Here is a 15,810-nt window from a genome sequence, read left to right on the forward strand (position 1 = left end):
AAGGGGATGTTACTATGTTTTTATTAGAAGCTAATTATATAAAGTATTATGTGCGGGATCGTTTATTATTAGATATAGAGCAGCTACAAATTCAGCAAAATGCTCGAATTGGGTTAGTTGGTAAAAATGGAAGTGGGAAAACAACGTTATTTCAAATGTTAGCTGGGGAAATTTCTCCAGAAGAAGGAAATGTGATTCAACGTACGAAATGTGAACTTTTACCGCAGCTGAAACGAACAGATACAACGAAAAGTGGCGGTGAAGTGACGCAAGAATATATTCAAAAAGTCTTTGTGAAAGATCCGGAACTTTTACTAGCAGATGAACCGACAACAAATTTAGATACAGAACATATCGAATGGTTGGAGAAGAAATTGAAAAAGTGGCAAGGTGCATTTGTCGTTATTTCACATGACCGTGCATTTTTAGATGCGCTTTGTACAACGATATGGGAATTGGATGAAGGAAAGATAAAAGAGTATACAGGCAACTATAGCGATTATGTAAAACAAAAAGAAATAGAGCGAAGCCAAGAACAAGTAGCGTATGAAAAGTATGAGAAAAAGAAAAGACAGTTAGAAGAAGCGTTAAAGTTAAAGGAGAGAAAAGCAGAAAGAGCAACAAAGACTCCAAAAAAGGTGAGTCAATCAGAAGCAAGAATTACAGGAGCAAAACCATACTTTGCAAAAAAACAAAAGAAGCTACAAAAAACAGCATCGGCCATTGAAACGAGATTAGAAAAGCTTGAAAAGGTAGAAAAAGTAAAAGAAATTCCACCGCTTAAGATGAACTTGCCGAATGCAGAAACATTCAAAAATCGAATTATTGTTCGCGTAAACGATGTAGCGGGGAAAGTTGGTGAGCGTGTACTTTGGAGCAAAACGAGTTTTCATATTCGAGGTGGGGATAAATTAGCAATTATCGGTTCAAATGGAAGCGGGAAAACGACATTTGTAAAAAAAATCATGAACGGGGAGTATGGGATTAAGCTTTCGCCAGCTGTTAAAATCGGCTATTTTAGTCAAAACTTAAACATATTAGATACGGAGAAATCAATTATTGAAAATGTCCAAATTTCTTCAAAGCAGGATGAAACACTGATTCGAACGGTTCTCGCGAGAATGCATTTCATCAGAGAAGATGTCTATAAGCCTGTAGGGGTTTTGAGCGGTGGTGAACGAGTAAAAGTAGCATTAACAAAGCTATTTTTAAGTGATATTAATACGTTAGTGTTAGATGAACCGACGAACTTTCTCGATATGGAGGCTGTTGAAGCGTTAGAGTCTCTTCTAAAGGAGTACGAAGGAAGTGTAATCTTTGTCTCACATGATCGCCGGTTTATTGAAAATATAGCTACACGAATTTTAGTAATTTGTAATCAAAAGATTGCATTATTTGAAGGAAACTACGAGCAATATAAACTAGGGCAAGTAGAAAAGGTGCGAGATACGAAAGAAGATAAGCTTCTGTTACTTGAAACAAAAATATCAGAAGTGTTAAGTCGCTTAAGTATTGAACCATCTGAAGAATTAGAAATGGAATTTCAAAAACTTTTAAAAGAAAAAAGAGAATTATAATGAAAGTTGATTGGAAAAAAGCACATGGGGTAATGTGCTTTTTTTCTTTTTGAACAACATAAAATAAAGAAGTCTACTGATGTAATTGAAATTATTTAATTAATATATAAATATAATAGATTATATGATTTATATGAAATCCAAGTTGTGTTGCTGGAAAAAGAAATCAAACCGTTATAGAATAGGAAATATTTTAAAAATCAGAAATTATTACAGTAAGTGTACTGTTAATAAGTTGTATTTTCTGCTTTTAGGGAAGGAGAGAGTGAACTATGCAGGCAGTTTCAAAGGAAAATACAGTAGCCTCACCGACGATTTATCGTATTTTATTTGCGATTAGTTTCGGTCATTTTTTAAATGACTCGATGCAAGCAGTTGTGCCGGCGCTATTTCCTATTTTGGAAAAATCGATGAATTTGTCTTATATGCAAGTAGGGTGGATTGCATTTGCACTGAATATGACGTCATCGATTATGCAGCCGGTATTTGGGATGTATTCAGATAAGAAGCCATCGCCATTTTTACTACCACTTGGTATGCTTTCAAGTATGCTTGGGATGATTGGACTTGCATTTGCACCAAACTTTATTATCGTTATTATTTCTGTTTTATTTATCGGATTAGGATCCGCAGTCTTTCATCCAGAAGGAGCGCGCGTTGCATACATGGCAGCGGGTGCGAAGCGTGGTTTGGCGCAATCGATTTATCAAGTAGGAGGAAATACAGGGAATTCTCTTGCGCCTATTTTTACAGCGTTAATTTTTGTTCCGCTTGGACAAATTGGAGCACTTGGATTTACAGTTTTTGCAGCAGTAGGTATCGCGCTATTAATTTTTGTTTCAAACTGGTACAAAAATGAGTTAGTAAATGGTGCGGTGAGAAGAAAGAAACGAGCTGCGCTTGAAGCTGAGAATGCAATTGTAAGTACGCATATTAAATTTGTAATTGTTCTTCTTGTTTTCTTAACTTTCGTTCGGTCTTGGTATGGAGCGGGCATCGGGAATTTCTATCAGTTTTATTTAATCGAGCATTATGGTTTATCCATTCAAAATGCGCAGTACTTTGTGTTTGCATTTATGATTGCTGGGGTGCTTGGCACATTCTTTGGCGGACCTTTGGCAGATCGATTTGGTAAGAAAAATATTATCGTATTTTCCATGCTGGGCTCTGCACCGCTTGCGCTTTTATTACCGTATGTTTCTTTATCGTGGGTTGTACCGTTATTTTTATGTATCGGTTTTATTAGTTCAAGTAGCTTCAGTGTTATTGTTGTGTATGCGCAAGAGCTTGTTCCGGGAAAAGTTGGAATGGTGTCAGGGTTAATTGTCGGTCTTGCATTTGGTCTTGGAGCGTTAGGGGCTGTTGTTCTTGGGAAATTAGCAGACGTGTATAGTCTACAATTTATTATGGTATTATGTAGTTGTTTACCATTAATTGGACTTACATCATGGTTACTGCCGAGTGATCGGAAGTCATGATATATATAACCAAATTAAAAAACACATCAAACCATTCTTTTTAGGTGGGCGAGAGCATCCGGCCATGCATAGAAACGGTCAGTGCCTTTTTTAGCCCCATGCCGTGTGAAAACAAAAAGAGGAGATAAGTAGAGAACTGTTTTTGTTTTCATAGCCGCAGCTAATATGTGGAAAAATCAAAATAGGTTTATATAGAATAGGGGATGCGCTATGAAAATATGCCATAATGTTACAGAGTTAATTGGAGATACGCCAGTCGTACGATTATCACGATTTGTTCCAGAAGATGCAGCTGATGTATATGTGAAATTAGAAATGTTTAATCCATCTCGCAGTGTGAAAGACCGCGCTGCATACAATTTAATTCATATGGCGGAAGAGCAAGGTCTCATTCAGCCAGGTGATACGATTATTGAACCAACAAGTGGGAATACAGGAATTGGCTTAGCGATGAATGCAGCTGCAAAAGGATATAAAGCAATTTTAATTATGCCAGATAATATGTCAAAAGAACGAATTAACTTACTTAAAGCGTATGGAGCTGACGTTGTTTTGACGCCGGCAGAGCAAAGAATGCCAGGAGCAATTGCAAAAGCGGTAGAACTGCAAAAACAAATACCAAATAGCTTTATCCCACAGCAATTTGAAAACCCAGCAAACCCGAATATTCATCGTTATACAACAGCACTTGAAATTTATGAACAAATGGATGGAGAGTTAGATGCCTTTGTAGCGACTGCAGGAACGGGTGGAACGATTACAGGAACAGGTGAAACATTGAAAGAGAAACTACCAGATTTATATATCGCAGTAGTGGAGCCGAAAGGCTCTCCTGTTTTATCTGGTGGTGTACCAGGTCCTCATAAACTAGTTGGAACAAGCCCGGGGTTTATTCCGAAAAATTTAAATACAGAAGTGTATGATGAAATTATTCAAATTGCAGATGAAGAAGCGTTAAGTACAATGCGAAATTTAGCAAGACAAGAAGGCTTATTAGTAGGGCCATCTTCAGGTGCTTCGGTCTATGCTGCAATTATGATAGCGAAACGATTAGGTGCTGGTAAGAAAGTGTTATGTATTGCACCTGATACGGGAGAACGTTATTTAAGTATGGGGTTGTTTGAATAAGGAACATACTAAAAGAGATTGTATGCGTCATATACAATCTCTTTTTTGTTCTTATAATACAACTTTAGTCTATTTCTTCAAGTGTAGTTCCTTTGGGCAAGTTAGCGCATAAATGCTCTAATGTTGAATGTTTTTCTAGATTAGAAAATAAATAGTAACCTAAACCATCGTGAGCAATCGTAATAAAGATCGTGTCTTTTTCTGTTTTGAAATGGGGAATTGAATGTTCTTTCTTCCTCCTAAATTCATAGATTGTTTCTAATGGAAAAGATAAGTTTTGAGAATTTGAAATTGCATAAAACTCATTTTGAGTTGTTATCCCAAATGTTGCTTCTAAAGCGAGTATCAAGGCATTTGAATGATCAATTTGTATTGTAAAGCAAGGCGGGTGATAGTTTATATTTTGGTTAGCAGTCCAATATGTTTGTATTTCCTCTAGGAAGCTTAGTGTATAGGTAATACCTAATTTATTAAGTGTGGATTGTATCATTTCATAGTCATCGTAATAAGTAAATGTAAGATATAGAGGGTATGTATTATGGGCGATTAAGAGATTCTGTAAAAGCACTTTATTGTGTTCAACATAATCTCCCTCAGTACCTTTACTCATAAAATAAATGGCGTTTATATGCCCATCTATCTTTAAAGAGCGATTGAGTTTGTCTAAAAAGTGCTCATTCATTTCTTCTTTTTGAATCCATACTTTTGTCATGGGTTCCTCCCTGTAAGGAATAATTTAAAAATAAAGAAGAGGTGTAATATGAATCTGAGTTACACCTCTTCTTTATGTTATTTTACTAATTTTTTCAATACAGGTAAACGATTGATTTGATCGCCAAGAATGCGTGATGCAAGTCCACTTGTTAGTACAAAAGTAAGATAAACCAACCCTCCAACTACGCCGCAAATAATAACGATGAGTAATGATTCAATATAAGATTGTCCAGGAATTAGCCATCTTATAATCGCTTTTAATCCGATTACGACAGCGGACATTGCTGAGGAGTAAATGGTAATAAGAAAGGCCGTTTTGGCTGTCTCTGTAATATCAAATTTTGCAAATTTGACGATGCAATAGAGCATGATGATATCGGAAACGAGATATCCGAGAATTGTTCCAAGCACGGCACCATGTCCACCTAATAAGTAGAGAAGTGGCGTATTCACTAAGACTTTTACAAGAATACCAATGGAGAAGGCAATCATTGTTTTTCGTTGGTAATCAATTCCTTGCAAAATAGCTGCTGAAACAGTGAAAATGGCGCTTAATATAGCTGATGGTGCGTAAGAAATCAAATACTGTGATCCGCCTGATGCGATATCAGGGCTCACATAAACCATATGAAATGCATCATATGCGATGCTAGCGAGTCCGAATGCAGCAGGGATTGTAAAGAATAATAACACTTGAAAAATCTTTGCGATTTGTTCTTGTAGTTCTTCTATTTTCCCGCCTGTAAAGGATTTCGTTATCGCTGGAATAATGGTAAGTGAAAAACCAGTTGCAAGTGAAGCAGGAATCATAATAAGTTTTTGCGCATAATTCGTTATATAAGCGAAAATAGCGTTCGCTGTTTCTAGCGGTTCCCCAAGCGCTCTAAGGGCATCAGCAACCGTATATTGATCCACCAGTGTATAGAGCGGAATAGCAATTCCTACAAATACAATTGGGATTGCGTAACGTAGTAATTCCATATAGATACTTTTTAATGGAATATGAGATGATCTTGATTTGAGTTCTCCTTCAGGTGGTTTCAAATGATTGTATTTTTTCCAATACATCATTAAAATCGAAACGCTAGCAAGTGCTCCGATAACAGCGCCAAACGTAGCGACTGCAACAGAAGAAGCTACAGAACCACCTAATAATTTTGTAACGATGAAACTACCAACTAAGATGAAAACGACACGTGCAATCTGTTCTATAACTTGGGAAACAGCACTTGGCTTCATATGCTGAAAACCTTGGAAATAACCGCGTGTAACACTCATTGCTGGCACGATAATAAGTGCGAAACTTAATGCTCGCATTGTAAGTGTAACGTCAGCGATAAACGTAGGATCTGGTGTCTCTGAACGGATAATAAATTGTGATATGTAAGGAGCTCCGATAAATAAGATTAAAAATCCAGCAAAGCCCATGAATAACATCAATTTTACACTAGAATTATATAGTTTTTTACTTGTATTGTAGTCGCCTAATGCGTTGTATTTTGCTACAAATTTAGAGACAGCAATTGGAATACCAGCTGTTGAAAAACTAAGTAAGATACCATACCAAGAATACGCATATCCATATAAAGCAACCCCTTGTGTACCGACTAATAATTGAAAGGGGAAGAAGTATATAAATCCTAAAATACGTGAAATCATTGTGGCACCGCTTAGTAAAGCGGTCCCTTTTAAAACTTTTGAAGTAGACAAAACTTTTCCTCCTACTCGTGCTCTCATGTAACTATCCTATATTACTATAGATCTTCCGGTGTATTTAATAAAGTATAAACAGTAAGTGATGTAATAGTATTCATCGAAAAGTCATATTCTTACTGTTTATAGTGAAAAAATAAATGTATGATACATAAATATTCATAAAACTAGTTGACACTATTTTTAATGTGTGATAAAAATGATATTAATCAATTCGGAAAATAATATTTGAGCAATGAAAGGGTCAAGTAATGAAAATCTCCCTATTTCAGAGAGCTGGTGGTTGGTGTGAATCAGTATATAGATTATTCATGAAGTTCGTCCTGGAGCATCTTTCATAAATCTCGTAATGAGGAAATGGAAGACGGTAGTATATACCGTTATCAAATAAAGTGGTGAAGAATTTTTTCACAACTAGGGTGGTACCGCGATATATATCGTCCCTACGTATTTGCGTAGGGGCGTTTTTGTTTTGGTATGATTCTTGTTGTATCTTCATAACTAGGGTGGTACCGCGATATTTTATCGTCCCTACGTTTTCGTAGGGACGTTTTTTATTTCGGGAGTTTCTTAGTATTCTTCACAACTAGGGTGGTACCGCGATATTTTCATCGTCCCTACGCTTACGTAGGGGCGATTTTTATTTTTGAAAGGAAGTGGTTACATTAGAAAGGAAAGTGGATTGGAAAATAAAAGTAAGGGTGCAATGTGAAAAATAGAACAGATAAAAAAAGAGAGGAGATAGAAAGATGAATTCACAGCAATGGACATCGAAATTAGGTTTCGTTTTAGCTGCAGCTGGTTCAGCGATTGGACTTGGAGCAATTTGGAAGTTCCCGTATATGGCCGGTATTGGAGGGGGCGGTGCGTTCTTCCTTATTTTTATCGGCTTTACTTTACTGATTGGTTTACCGTTATTATTGGCGGAATTTGTAATTGGGAGAAGTACACAAAAAGAGGCTGTTGATGCGTATAAAGAAATAGCTCCTAAAACATTATGGCCGTGGGTTGGTAAGTTAGGGATTGTAACATGTTTCATATTACTTTCTTTCTACAGTGTTGTCGGGGGATGGATTTTATTATATTTATGGAATGCGATTACAGGAAGACTGTGGGAAGGAAACGGTGCATACGAAGCAACATTTGGTGAAATCATTTCCAATCCATATTTAGCAGTTGGATCTCAGCTATTATTTATCCTTATTACTATTTTTATCGTAAGTAAAGGCGTACAAAACGGTGTTGAGAAAGTAAATAAATACTTTATGCCAGCACTATTTGTTTTATTTTTTGTATTAATTGTTCGTGCTCTTACATTAGATGGAGCGTGGGAAGGAGTGCGCTTTTTCCTACAACCAGACTTCTCTCATGTAACATCTGAAATTGTTTTATATGCGATGGGACAATCGTTCTTCTCTTTATCTGTCGGGGTAGCAGTAATGGTAACGTATAGTTCATATTTACCGAAAGAAGAAAGTTTACCACGCTCAGCATTTTCGATTGTTGGTTTAACACTTGTAATTACATTGCTTGCGGGGCTAGCGATTTTCCCTGTTGTGTTCGCATTTGGAATGGAACCATCGCAAGGACCAGGACTACTATTTATCGTATTACCAGCTATTTTTAGTAAAATGGCCTTTGGAAAACTATTCTTTATTATTTTCTTATTACTATTCTTCTTTGCCACTGTAACATCGGCGATTTCTATGTTAGAGATTAGCGTTGCCTCTTTGACAACAAAAGGCAAGGGGAAACGTGAAAAGATGGCATTGATTGTTGGATTATTAATTTTCGTTGTTGGAATTCCATCAGCACTATCATACGGTGTGTTAAGTGATGTGAAGTTGTTTGGAAAAACAATATTTGATTTAGCAGACTTTGCAGTAAGTAACGTTCTAATGCCGCTTGGCGTATTATTGGTGGCAATCTTCGTGCCGTTAAAAATGAAGAAAGATACATTAATGAAAGAACTAGGTGTAAGTAAAAACAAAGGATATAAACTATTTGTATTATGGTTGTTTTTACTTCGCTATATAGCACCAATTGCAATTATTATTGTATTTTTAAATGTAATTGGATTGATTTAAAATACAAAAGGCCCTAGCATAACAAATGCTAGGGCCTTTTCTCTGTAGAATTATCTGTTTTGCAACTCGTTGACAGTTACAAATTGATATCCTTGTTTAGATAAAGAATCTAAAATACCTTCAATAGTTTGTAGGGTATTACTAGAATCGTCGTACATCGAATGTAACAAAATGATAGAACCTGGCATTACATTTTTATTTACATAGTTTATTTTTTCAGAAGGAGAAGTGTAGTACGTATCCGGTTCAAGATCCCAAGTAATGGTTTCGATATGATGCTTGTTTAAATAGTAGGGCAAGCCGATTAGTTTTTTTCCATTCGGTGGCCGGAAATCAATTTGATCTGTATACCCTGTTTTACGAATAAGTGCATTCGTTTTTTCAATTTCATCTTTCACAAAAGAAGGTGTTTTAAAAATCATGCGCTTATGAGAGTACGTATGATTTCCAATTTGATGTCCAGCTTTTACGATGGTTTGCCCAAATTTCAAGTTTTTCTCTAATTCATTTCCAATGACAAAAAAAGTAGCTTTTGCATTATATTTCTCTAAGAGTGGTAATATTTGTTCTACATTTTTTGTAGGACCATCATCAAAGGTTAATGCAACAATCTTTTGATTTGTTTCTACTCGATTTGTTAATGTACCAAATAATTGATACGTCCGTGAATTCATGAGTTTATAAGTTCCAAAGAGTAGAAGGAAAAGAGTAATCAGTATAATCAATGATACAATGATTCTTTTTTTCATAAAGTGACCTCGCATTATATTTCATTTCAATTTGTATGTATTATATCAAATTGAATAAATTAGTGCTTGTCTCAAAATCATGAGGATGCAAGAAAGAAAAAGTTGTCATATAATAAGAATCAAAAGGTATATTAGGAGGTGTTCATATGGCGATTACAATACAATTGCCAGACACTGCAACGTCTCATGCAAAGCCAAGTATGGAAATGGCGATACTTTGCGTGAGGTAGACAAGTAATATACAATCGCCACAATGAGTTCGTATCATTTCTTCTATGCTCGGCTTTGCACCTTATTAAAATGAACGAGAAAAAATAAGGGGCGAGCAGAAATGAAATACGTAAAAGCAGCGACTGTTTTACCAGAAAGCTTAATTGTAGAAATCCAAAAGTATGTACAAGGTGAAACAATTTATATTCCAAAACAAGAAACTGCACATTATAAATGGGGTACACGATCTGGCGTGAGAAAGCAAATTGATGCACGGAATAGAGAAATTAAAGATGCTTTTAAAAATGGAACTTCTATTTTTCAATTAGCAGAGGAGTACTTTCTTTCCACAGAAACGATAAAAAAGATCGTATATTCAAAATCATAATAAAAAGCACTGATTATTCTTTTTAGAAATAATCAGTGCTTTTTATGTATACTTTGTTTAGGAATCGTTTTTGGCATTTTACAAACGGACTGTATTGTATACAATAAAAAGAGATTAACAAGTTGTATGGAGTGATGGAAATGGAAGCGTTTATTAGAAGTGATCAATATAATTTTATAAAGTCACAAGCTCATATTTTAGCAAATGGGCATGCTACAGCAAATGATAGAGGAGTTATCGCTGCTCTGAAGTCACTTGCGATAGAAAAAGTATTACATGTTTTTGAAAATCTTACTGATGAACAAAAAGAATTAATTGATACAATTTTGACGGTTGAAAATAGAGAGGACGCAGAATCGTTTTTATTCAAATTAAACCCGTATGTTATTCCGTTTCAGGAAGTTACGCCGCAAGCGTTAAAAAAATTATTTCCTAAGGCTAAAAAACTAAAGCTTCCTGAAATGGGAGACGTAAATATGAAAGAAATGTCTTATTTAGGTTGGATTGATAAAGGAACAAGCAGAAAGTTTATTATAGCAAAGAACGGTAATAAGTTTGTAGGTTTGCAAGGAACGTTTCAAAGTCTAAATAAAAAGAGTATTTGTTCATTGTGTCATGGTCATGAAGAAGTAGGTATGTTTTTAGTGGAAATAAAAGGGGATGTACCAGGTACCTTTGTTAAAAAAGGAAACTATATTTGTAAAGATAGTATAGCGTGTAATCAGAATATGACTTCGCTTGATAGGTTACATGATTTTATTGAGAGATTGAGAAAATAAACAGGGGCAAGCAAAAAAGAGCGATTATTTTTCGCTCTTTTTTTATGCGTTATAGCATGATTTATTCAGGTTTGCATAGAACGAAAAAGGGTAGGACAGAAATGAATCAACATGTTCTATGGCACAATTTTTGCATTGTAATAAAAGAAAATGTAAGTAAGGGAAGTCTCTTTGCATGTAAAAATTATGTTTAAGAAGGGGAAATGAGAAATGAAATATCCACTCACACCAGATGTAAAACCAGAATTTTGTACGACAGGTTCATTTATGAGATTACCTTCAAGTCATGATCAAGCTAAGGTTGCGATATTGGGGATGCCATTTGATACAGCAGCTTCATTTCGCGTTGGTGCGCGTTTTGCTCCGCAAGCAATTCGTCAAGCATCGATGACGTTGTTCCCATATCATCCGATTCACCATGTATACCCGTTTGATGATACAAATGCGATCGATATTGGAGATGTTTCTGTTATCCCGCACAACATTCATCGTAGCTATGATTTAATTGAAGAAGCTGTTTCTGGATTAATGCAGCAAGGGATCATTCCAATCGGGCTTGGTGGAGATCATTCAGTCACATTGGCAAGTCTTCGTGCAGCAGCAAAAGTTCATGGCCCAGTTGCGATGATTCATTTTGACTCGCACACAGATACATGGGATACATATTATGAAGAAAAGTATTGGCACGGTTCGCCGTTTATACGTGCGCACGAGGAAGGATTATTACAGCCAGATAAAGTATTCCAAATTGGAATTCGCGGAACATTGAATCACCCTGGTGATATAGAAGCTAGTAATGATTTGGGTTATAACGTCATTACAACAGCTGAATTATGTCATCGTGGTTTTGAAAGCGTTCTTCAGCAAATGAGAGAAGCGATTGGTGATACGCCATGTTTCTTAACATTTGATATTGATTTTGTAGATCCATCTTGTGCGCCTGGTACAGGTACGCTGGAGGTAGGGGGATTTAATAGTCGAGAGACGCTAAATATGGTACGTTCATTAATCGGTTTTAATTATGTTGGTTTTGACTTAGTAGAAGTATTACCGCCATATGATCAGTCGCAAATTACATCGCTTTTAGCTGCCACACTTGTGCATGATTTTGCTAGTTTAATTGCATTGCAGTTGAAAAATGAGGATAAGTAAGTAGGGGATTATTATATTGAAATACAATAAAGGTCTATGAAATGACTTTTCATAGACCTTAAAACATTGAGTTATTATTTCTTTTCCCAGTTTTCTTTAATAAAATCTTCACGTCCAGACTCTTTACGTTCTTGTGCGTATTTTTCGGGATTCTTCTTATAAAAATGTTGATGATATTCTTCTGCTTCGTAGAAAGGAGACGCTGGACGAATTTCCGTTACGATTGGATCCTTAAACATACCGCTTTCTGCTATGGCTAGCTTTGATTTTTCAGCTAGCTCTTTTTGCGTTTCATTATGATAAAAAATAGCTGTGCGATAGGATGGACCACGGTCAAAAAATTGTCCGCCATCGTCAGTTGGATCAATTTGTGGCCAATATAAATCTAGTAATTTTTGATAAGGAAAAATAGAAGGATCGAAAGTAATTTGAACGACTTCTAAATGTCCAGATGTTCCGGATTTTACTTGTTCGTATGTTGGGTTTAGGGTGTGGCCACCAGCATAGCCCGAAACAACTTTTTGAATACCTGGAAGCTCATCAAATGGTTTTACCATACACCAAAAGCAGCCACCTGCAAATGTAGCGAGTTCGTATGTTTTTTCTGTCATTGCTGTAATCCTCCTAAATAGATATGTTTTATCTAGTATTATATAAATTATTTTATTGCGCAATAAAAAAGATTTGAAACTATATGTTTTTTATCCCGCATTAACGGGCAGTAAGACCTCCGCCTCAAGATTCAGAGAGAAATGAGGAAGGTAGTTGGGAAATCAGCTGCCCCGTAAAAGCCCGATTGGTGCGGGCTGATTAAAGTTTCACTTTACAAGCAAGAACCACCGCTCACATCAACTAATTGACCAGTAACCCAGCGACTGTCAGGAGAAGCAAGAAATGCAGCGGTATCTGCAATATCTTCTACTTCTCCTAAACGGCCGAAAGCAGAAATTTCAGTTGCATATTGTTTCATCATGGGATCACTTAAGAGTTCAGCATTCATATCTGTTTTAATAAAGCCTGGGAGTATTGCATTCACTGTTATACCTCTCGCCCCAAGTTGTTTTGCAAGTGTAAAAGTCATTGTGTTGATTGCACCCTTTGTCATACTATAGGCAATGAAATCAGGTAAAGAAATTCGCGTTGCAGCTGATGAAATGTTGATAATACGGCTATTGTCACGTAAACGTGACAATGCTTGTTGGATAATAAAAAATGGGGCTTTTGCATTCACGGAAATCATTCGGTCAAAAAAGTTTTCAGTTGTTTCTTCAATAAAGGCACCTGGTCCAATTCCGGCGTTGTTTACTAAAATATCAAAATGAGTCTCTCCAGTACGGTTTTGTAATTCAAAATCTAAAGATTTGTAAAGAGATTCTACACCATGTAACGATTCGAGGTTTCCATTTATGGAAAAAGCTGAACCGCCATTCGATTGAATTTCCTGCACGGTTTCTTCTGCATCACTTTTACGATTTCCATAATGAACAGCGACTAACGCACCATCGTTTGCTAAGCGCTTCGCAATAGCGCGTCCAATTCCGCGGCTTGCCCCAGTAACTAATGCAACTTTTCCTTTTAACATATTTACATCATCTCCTTAGTAAATTTACATATGTATGAAGCTGTCTTTTCTTATGTGAATAGACTTAAGTAATATATGAGTGTTAGATTGAGATTCATTCCTTTTTTATTTTGATAAAAATAATCTAATTGTAAATTAAAAAATAAATATTCAAAAAATTTATTGACAATGAAAAGAACAAAGTCCTATAATACGTGTAATAACAAAAACATTTGGAATTTTCTAACTTATATACGTTTTATATGCAAAGAAGAGGAAAGTAGATGATTATGAAAGTTTTAGAGAGCTACCCCATGGCTGGAAGGGTGGTAACGATCAGATCATTGAAGATCACCTCGGAGCATCGCTTGCGAAAGGGAAACTGAGTAGAGAGTGACGGTATCGTCTCCGATAAATGGACGAGGGTCTGATAGGACCTATAGAGCTTATATTTCGTGAGAAATATAAGGAAGCTGAGTGGTAACGCGGAACTCTCGCCTCAGCAATCAAAGCTACTATGTTGTAGTCATTGATTGCTGAGGTGAGAGTTTTTATTTTAGAAAATGAACAGGAGAGGATTGGGAAAATGAGAAGTGATATGATTAAAAAGGGTTTCGATAAAGCACCACATCGCAGTTTATTAAAAGCTACAGGTTTAAAAGATGAAGATTTTGATAAGCCATTTGTAGCGATTTGTAATTCTTTTATTGAAATTATTCCAGGACATAAACATTTAAATGAATTTGGCCGTCTTGTAAAAGAAGCGGTACGTGCAGCGGGGATGGTTCCGTTTGAGTTTAATACAATTGGGGTAGATGATGGGATTGCGATGGGGCATATCGGTATGCGCTATTCACTTCCAAGCCGTGAGATTATTGCTGATTCTGTTGAAACGGTAGTAAATGCACATTGGTTTGATGGGATGATTTGTATTCCAAACTGTGACAAAATTACACCAGGTATGATGATGGCAGCACTGCGCGTCAATATTCCCACTGTATTTGTTTCAGGTGGACCGATGGCAGCTGGAAAAACATCAAAAGGAGAAGTAGTCGACTTAAGTTCTGTTTTTGAAGGAGTAGGGGCTTATCAATCTGGAAAGATTTCAGAAGAAGAATTAAAGGATATTGAAGATCATGGCTGTCCATCTTGTGGTTCCTGTTCAGGTATGTTTACTGCAAACTCAATGAACTGTTTATGTGAAGTATTAGGGCTGGCCCTTCCTGGTAATGGAAGTATTTTAGCAACAGATCCAAGACGTGAGGAACTAATTAAACAGGCAGCTGAAAAATTAAAAGTATTAATTGAACGTGATATTAAGCCAAGAGATATCGTGACAGAAGAAGCGATTGACGATGCATTTGCATTAGATATGGCGATGGGTGGATCAACAAATACAGTATTACATACGCTAGCAATCGCGCAGGAAGCGGGACTCGAGTATGATATGAGCCGAATTGATGCAGTGTCAAGACGCGTTCCACATTTATGTAAAGTGAGCCCAGCTTCGAATTGGCATATGGAAGATATTGATCGTGCGGGCGGCATCAGTGCTATTTTAAAAGAATTAAGTAGGAAAGAAGGGGTACTCCATCTTGATCGTATGACAGCTACTGGTCAGACGCTACGAGAAAACATCGCTCATGCAGAAATTCAGGATAAAGAAGTGATTCACTCTCTTGAAAATCCTCATAGTGAAGAAGGTGGCCTGCGTATATTAAAAGGTAACCTTGCAAAAGATGGGGCTGTCATTAAAAGTGGTGCAACAGAGGTAAAACGATTTGAAGGGCCATGCGTTATTTTTGGATCTCAAGACGAGGCACTTGCTGGCATTATGCTTGGGAAGGTGAAAAAAGGAGATGTTGTTGTTATTCGTTATGAAGGACCGAGGGGGGGTCCAGGTATGCCGGAAATGTTAGCACCAACATCAGCAATTGCTGGTATGGGATTAGGTGCAGACGTTGCACTGTTAACAGATGGTCGTTTTTCGGGGGCATCACGTGGGATTTCAGTTGGGCATATTTCCCCAGAAGCTGCTGCAGGCGGAGAAATTGCGCTTCTAGAACAAGGAGATATTGTATGTATTGATGTAGAAGAACGTTTACTTGAAGTGAGAGTAAGTGATGAAGAATTAGAAAATCGTAGAAAAAAATGGAAAAAACCAGAGTTGAAAGTGAAAACAGGCTGGCTTGGGCGTTATGCACAAATGGTAACATCTGCAAATACAGGAGCTGTATTGAAAATACAAAATTTAAATTAAATCCATATGATAAA

The 15,810-nt window shown here is 36.6% G+C and carries 13 protein-coding genes and 2 other annotated features; of the genes, 8 read left to right on the forward strand and 5 right to left on the reverse strand.

Annotated elements, in window-relative coordinates:
- Positions 1 to 14 precede the first annotated feature (14 nt).
- The 3 genes from CN373_RS01780 to cysK all read left to right on the forward strand — a co-directional run bounded on the left by CN373_RS01780 (position 15) and on the right by cysK (position 4,183).
- On the forward strand, positions 15 to 1,577 hold the full coding sequence (locus CN373_RS01780) for a Vga family ABC-F type ribosomal protection protein (RefSeq protein WP_000479249.1): 1,563 nt from the start codon (positions 15 to 17) through the stop codon (positions 1,575 to 1,577).
- A 272-nt stretch (positions 1,578 to 1,849) separates the two neighbouring features.
- The gene (locus CN373_RS01785; RefSeq protein WP_001149400.1) at positions 1,850 to 3,055 is read left to right on the forward strand and encodes an MFS transporter; all 1,206 of its coding nucleotides are present in this window, start codon (positions 1,850 to 1,852) and stop codon (positions 3,053 to 3,055) included.
- A 210-nt stretch (positions 3,056 to 3,265) separates the two neighbouring features.
- Positions 3,266 to 4,183 carry a cysteine synthase A gene (gene cysK / locus CN373_RS01790; RefSeq protein ID WP_098358694.1) on the forward strand — a complete coding sequence of 306 codons (918 nt, stop codon included), beginning with the start codon at positions 3,266 to 3,268 and terminating at the stop codon, positions 4,181 to 4,183.
- Between the two features lie 64 nt (positions 4,184 to 4,247).
- On the opposite strand, the gene CN373_RS01795 is transcribed toward cysK, so the two are convergent.
- Together CN373_RS01795 and CN373_RS01800 are read right to left on the reverse strand one after the other, a co-directional pair.
- Complete coding sequence (locus CN373_RS01795; protein WP_098358695.1) at positions 4,248 to 4,895, reverse strand: hypothetical protein; 648 nt, start codon at positions 4,893 to 4,895, stop codon at positions 4,248 to 4,250.
- A gap of 77 nt (positions 4,896 to 4,972) precedes the next feature.
- The gene (locus CN373_RS01800; protein WP_098358696.1) at positions 4,973 to 6,607 is read right to left on the reverse strand and encodes a putative polysaccharide biosynthesis protein; all 1,635 of its coding nucleotides are present in this window, start codon (positions 6,605 to 6,607) and stop codon (positions 4,973 to 4,975) included.
- Between the two features lie 229 nt (positions 6,608 to 6,836).
- Positions 6,837 to 7,058, forward strand: a binding site (T-box leader).
- A 301-nt stretch (positions 7,059 to 7,359) separates the two neighbouring features.
- Between CN373_RS01800 and CN373_RS01805 the strand changes: the two genes are divergently transcribed.
- Positions 7,360 to 8,697: a sodium-dependent transporter gene (locus tag CN373_RS01805; protein ID WP_098358697.1), complete on the forward strand. Its 1,338-nt coding sequence runs from the start codon at positions 7,360 to 7,362 to the stop codon at positions 8,695 to 8,697.
- 50 nt (positions 8,698 to 8,747) lie between these two features.
- On the opposite strand, the gene CN373_RS01810 is transcribed toward CN373_RS01805, so the two are convergent.
- The gene (locus CN373_RS01810) at positions 8,748 to 9,446 is read right to left on the reverse strand and encodes a polysaccharide deacetylase family protein (RefSeq protein ID WP_098358698.1); all 699 of its coding nucleotides are present in this window, start codon (positions 9,444 to 9,446) and stop codon (positions 8,748 to 8,750) included.
- A gap of 331 nt (positions 9,447 to 9,777) precedes the next feature.
- On the opposite strand from CN373_RS01810, the gene CN373_RS01815 reads away from it, so the two are divergent.
- From CN373_RS01815 to speB, 3 genes are all read left to right on the forward strand, one after another.
- On the forward strand, positions 9,778 to 10,044 hold the full coding sequence (locus CN373_RS01815) for a CD3324 family protein (RefSeq protein WP_000878312.1): 267 nt from the start codon (positions 9,778 to 9,780) through the stop codon (positions 10,042 to 10,044).
- A 140-nt stretch (positions 10,045 to 10,184) separates the two neighbouring features.
- Complete coding sequence (locus tag CN373_RS01820) at positions 10,185 to 10,823, forward strand: FusB/FusC family EF-G-binding protein (RefSeq protein ID WP_000387055.1); 639 nt, start codon at positions 10,185 to 10,187, stop codon at positions 10,821 to 10,823.
- 210 nt (positions 10,824 to 11,033) lie between these two features.
- Entirely contained in the window at positions 11,034 to 11,975 is a 942-nt protein-coding gene (speB, locus tag CN373_RS01825; protein ID WP_000876942.1) for an agmatinase, read from the forward strand.
- A 74-nt stretch (positions 11,976 to 12,049) separates the two neighbouring features.
- Here the strand turns inward: speB and msrA are convergent, their stop codons facing one another.
- Together msrA and CN373_RS01835 are read right to left on the reverse strand one after the other, a co-directional pair.
- Positions 12,050 to 12,586: a peptide-methionine (S)-S-oxide reductase MsrA gene (gene msrA / locus CN373_RS01830; RefSeq protein ID WP_000137080.1), complete on the reverse strand. Its 537-nt coding sequence runs from the start codon at positions 12,584 to 12,586 to the stop codon at positions 12,050 to 12,052.
- Between the two features lie 212 nt (positions 12,587 to 12,798).
- On the reverse strand, positions 12,799 to 13,557 hold the full coding sequence (locus CN373_RS01835; RefSeq protein WP_098358699.1) for an SDR family oxidoreductase: 759 nt from the start codon (positions 13,555 to 13,557) through the stop codon (positions 12,799 to 12,801).
- 238 nt (positions 13,558 to 13,795) lie between these two features.
- Positions 13,796 to 14,041 (forward strand) — a binding site (T-box leader).
- Positions 14,042 to 14,122: 81 nt separating this feature from the next.
- Between CN373_RS01835 and ilvD the strand changes: the two genes are divergently transcribed.
- The gene (gene ilvD, locus CN373_RS01840; RefSeq protein WP_098358700.1) at positions 14,123 to 15,796 is read left to right on the forward strand and encodes a dihydroxy-acid dehydratase; all 1,674 of its coding nucleotides are present in this window, start codon (positions 14,123 to 14,125) and stop codon (positions 15,794 to 15,796) included.
- Positions 15,797 to 15,810: the final 14 nt, after the last annotated feature.

This window comes from Bacillus cereus, assembly GCF_002561295.1.
Lineage (GTDB): Bacteria > Bacillota > Bacilli > Bacillales > Bacillaceae_G > Bacillus_A > Bacillus_A cereus_S.

Bases quoted from the DNA above. Each gene is read 5' to 3' on its own strand.
- CN373_RS01780 (WP_000479249.1), top strand. From the start codon at position 15: ATGTTTTTATTAGAAGCTAATTATATAAAGTATTATGTGCGGGATCGT.
- CN373_RS01785 (WP_001149400.1), top strand. From the start codon at position 1,850: ATGCAGGCAGTTTCAAAGGAAAATACAGTAGCCTCACCGACGATTTAT.
- cysK (WP_098358694.1), top strand. From the start codon at position 3,266: ATGAAAATATGCCATAATGTTACAGAGTTAATTGGAGATACGCCAGTC.
- CN373_RS01795 (WP_098358695.1), bottom strand. From the start codon at position 4,895: ATGACAAAAGTATGGATTCAAAAAGAAGAAATGAATGAGCACTTTTTA.
- CN373_RS01805 (WP_098358697.1), top strand. From the start codon at position 7,360: ATGAATTCACAGCAATGGACATCGAAATTAGGTTTCGTTTTAGCTGCA.
- CN373_RS01810 (WP_098358698.1), bottom strand. From the start codon at position 9,446: ATGAAAAAAAGAATCATTGTATCATTGATTATACTGATTACTCTTTTC.
- CN373_RS01815 (WP_000878312.1), top strand. From the start codon at position 9,778: ATGAAATACGTAAAAGCAGCGACTGTTTTACCAGAAAGCTTAATTGTA.
- CN373_RS01820 (WP_000387055.1), top strand. From the start codon at position 10,185: ATGGAAGCGTTTATTAGAAGTGATCAATATAATTTTATAAAGTCACAA.
- speB (WP_000876942.1), top strand. From the start codon at position 11,034: ATGAAATATCCACTCACACCAGATGTAAAACCAGAATTTTGTACGACA.
- msrA (WP_000137080.1), bottom strand. From the start codon at position 12,586: ATGACAGAAAAAACATACGAACTCGCTACATTTGCAGGTGGCTGCTTT.
- CN373_RS01835 (WP_098358699.1), bottom strand. From the start codon at position 13,557: ATGTTAAAAGGAAAAGTTGCATTAGTTACTGGGGCAAGCCGCGGAATT.
- ilvD (WP_098358700.1), top strand. From the start codon at position 14,123: ATGAGAAGTGATATGATTAAAAAGGGTTTCGATAAAGCACCACATCGC.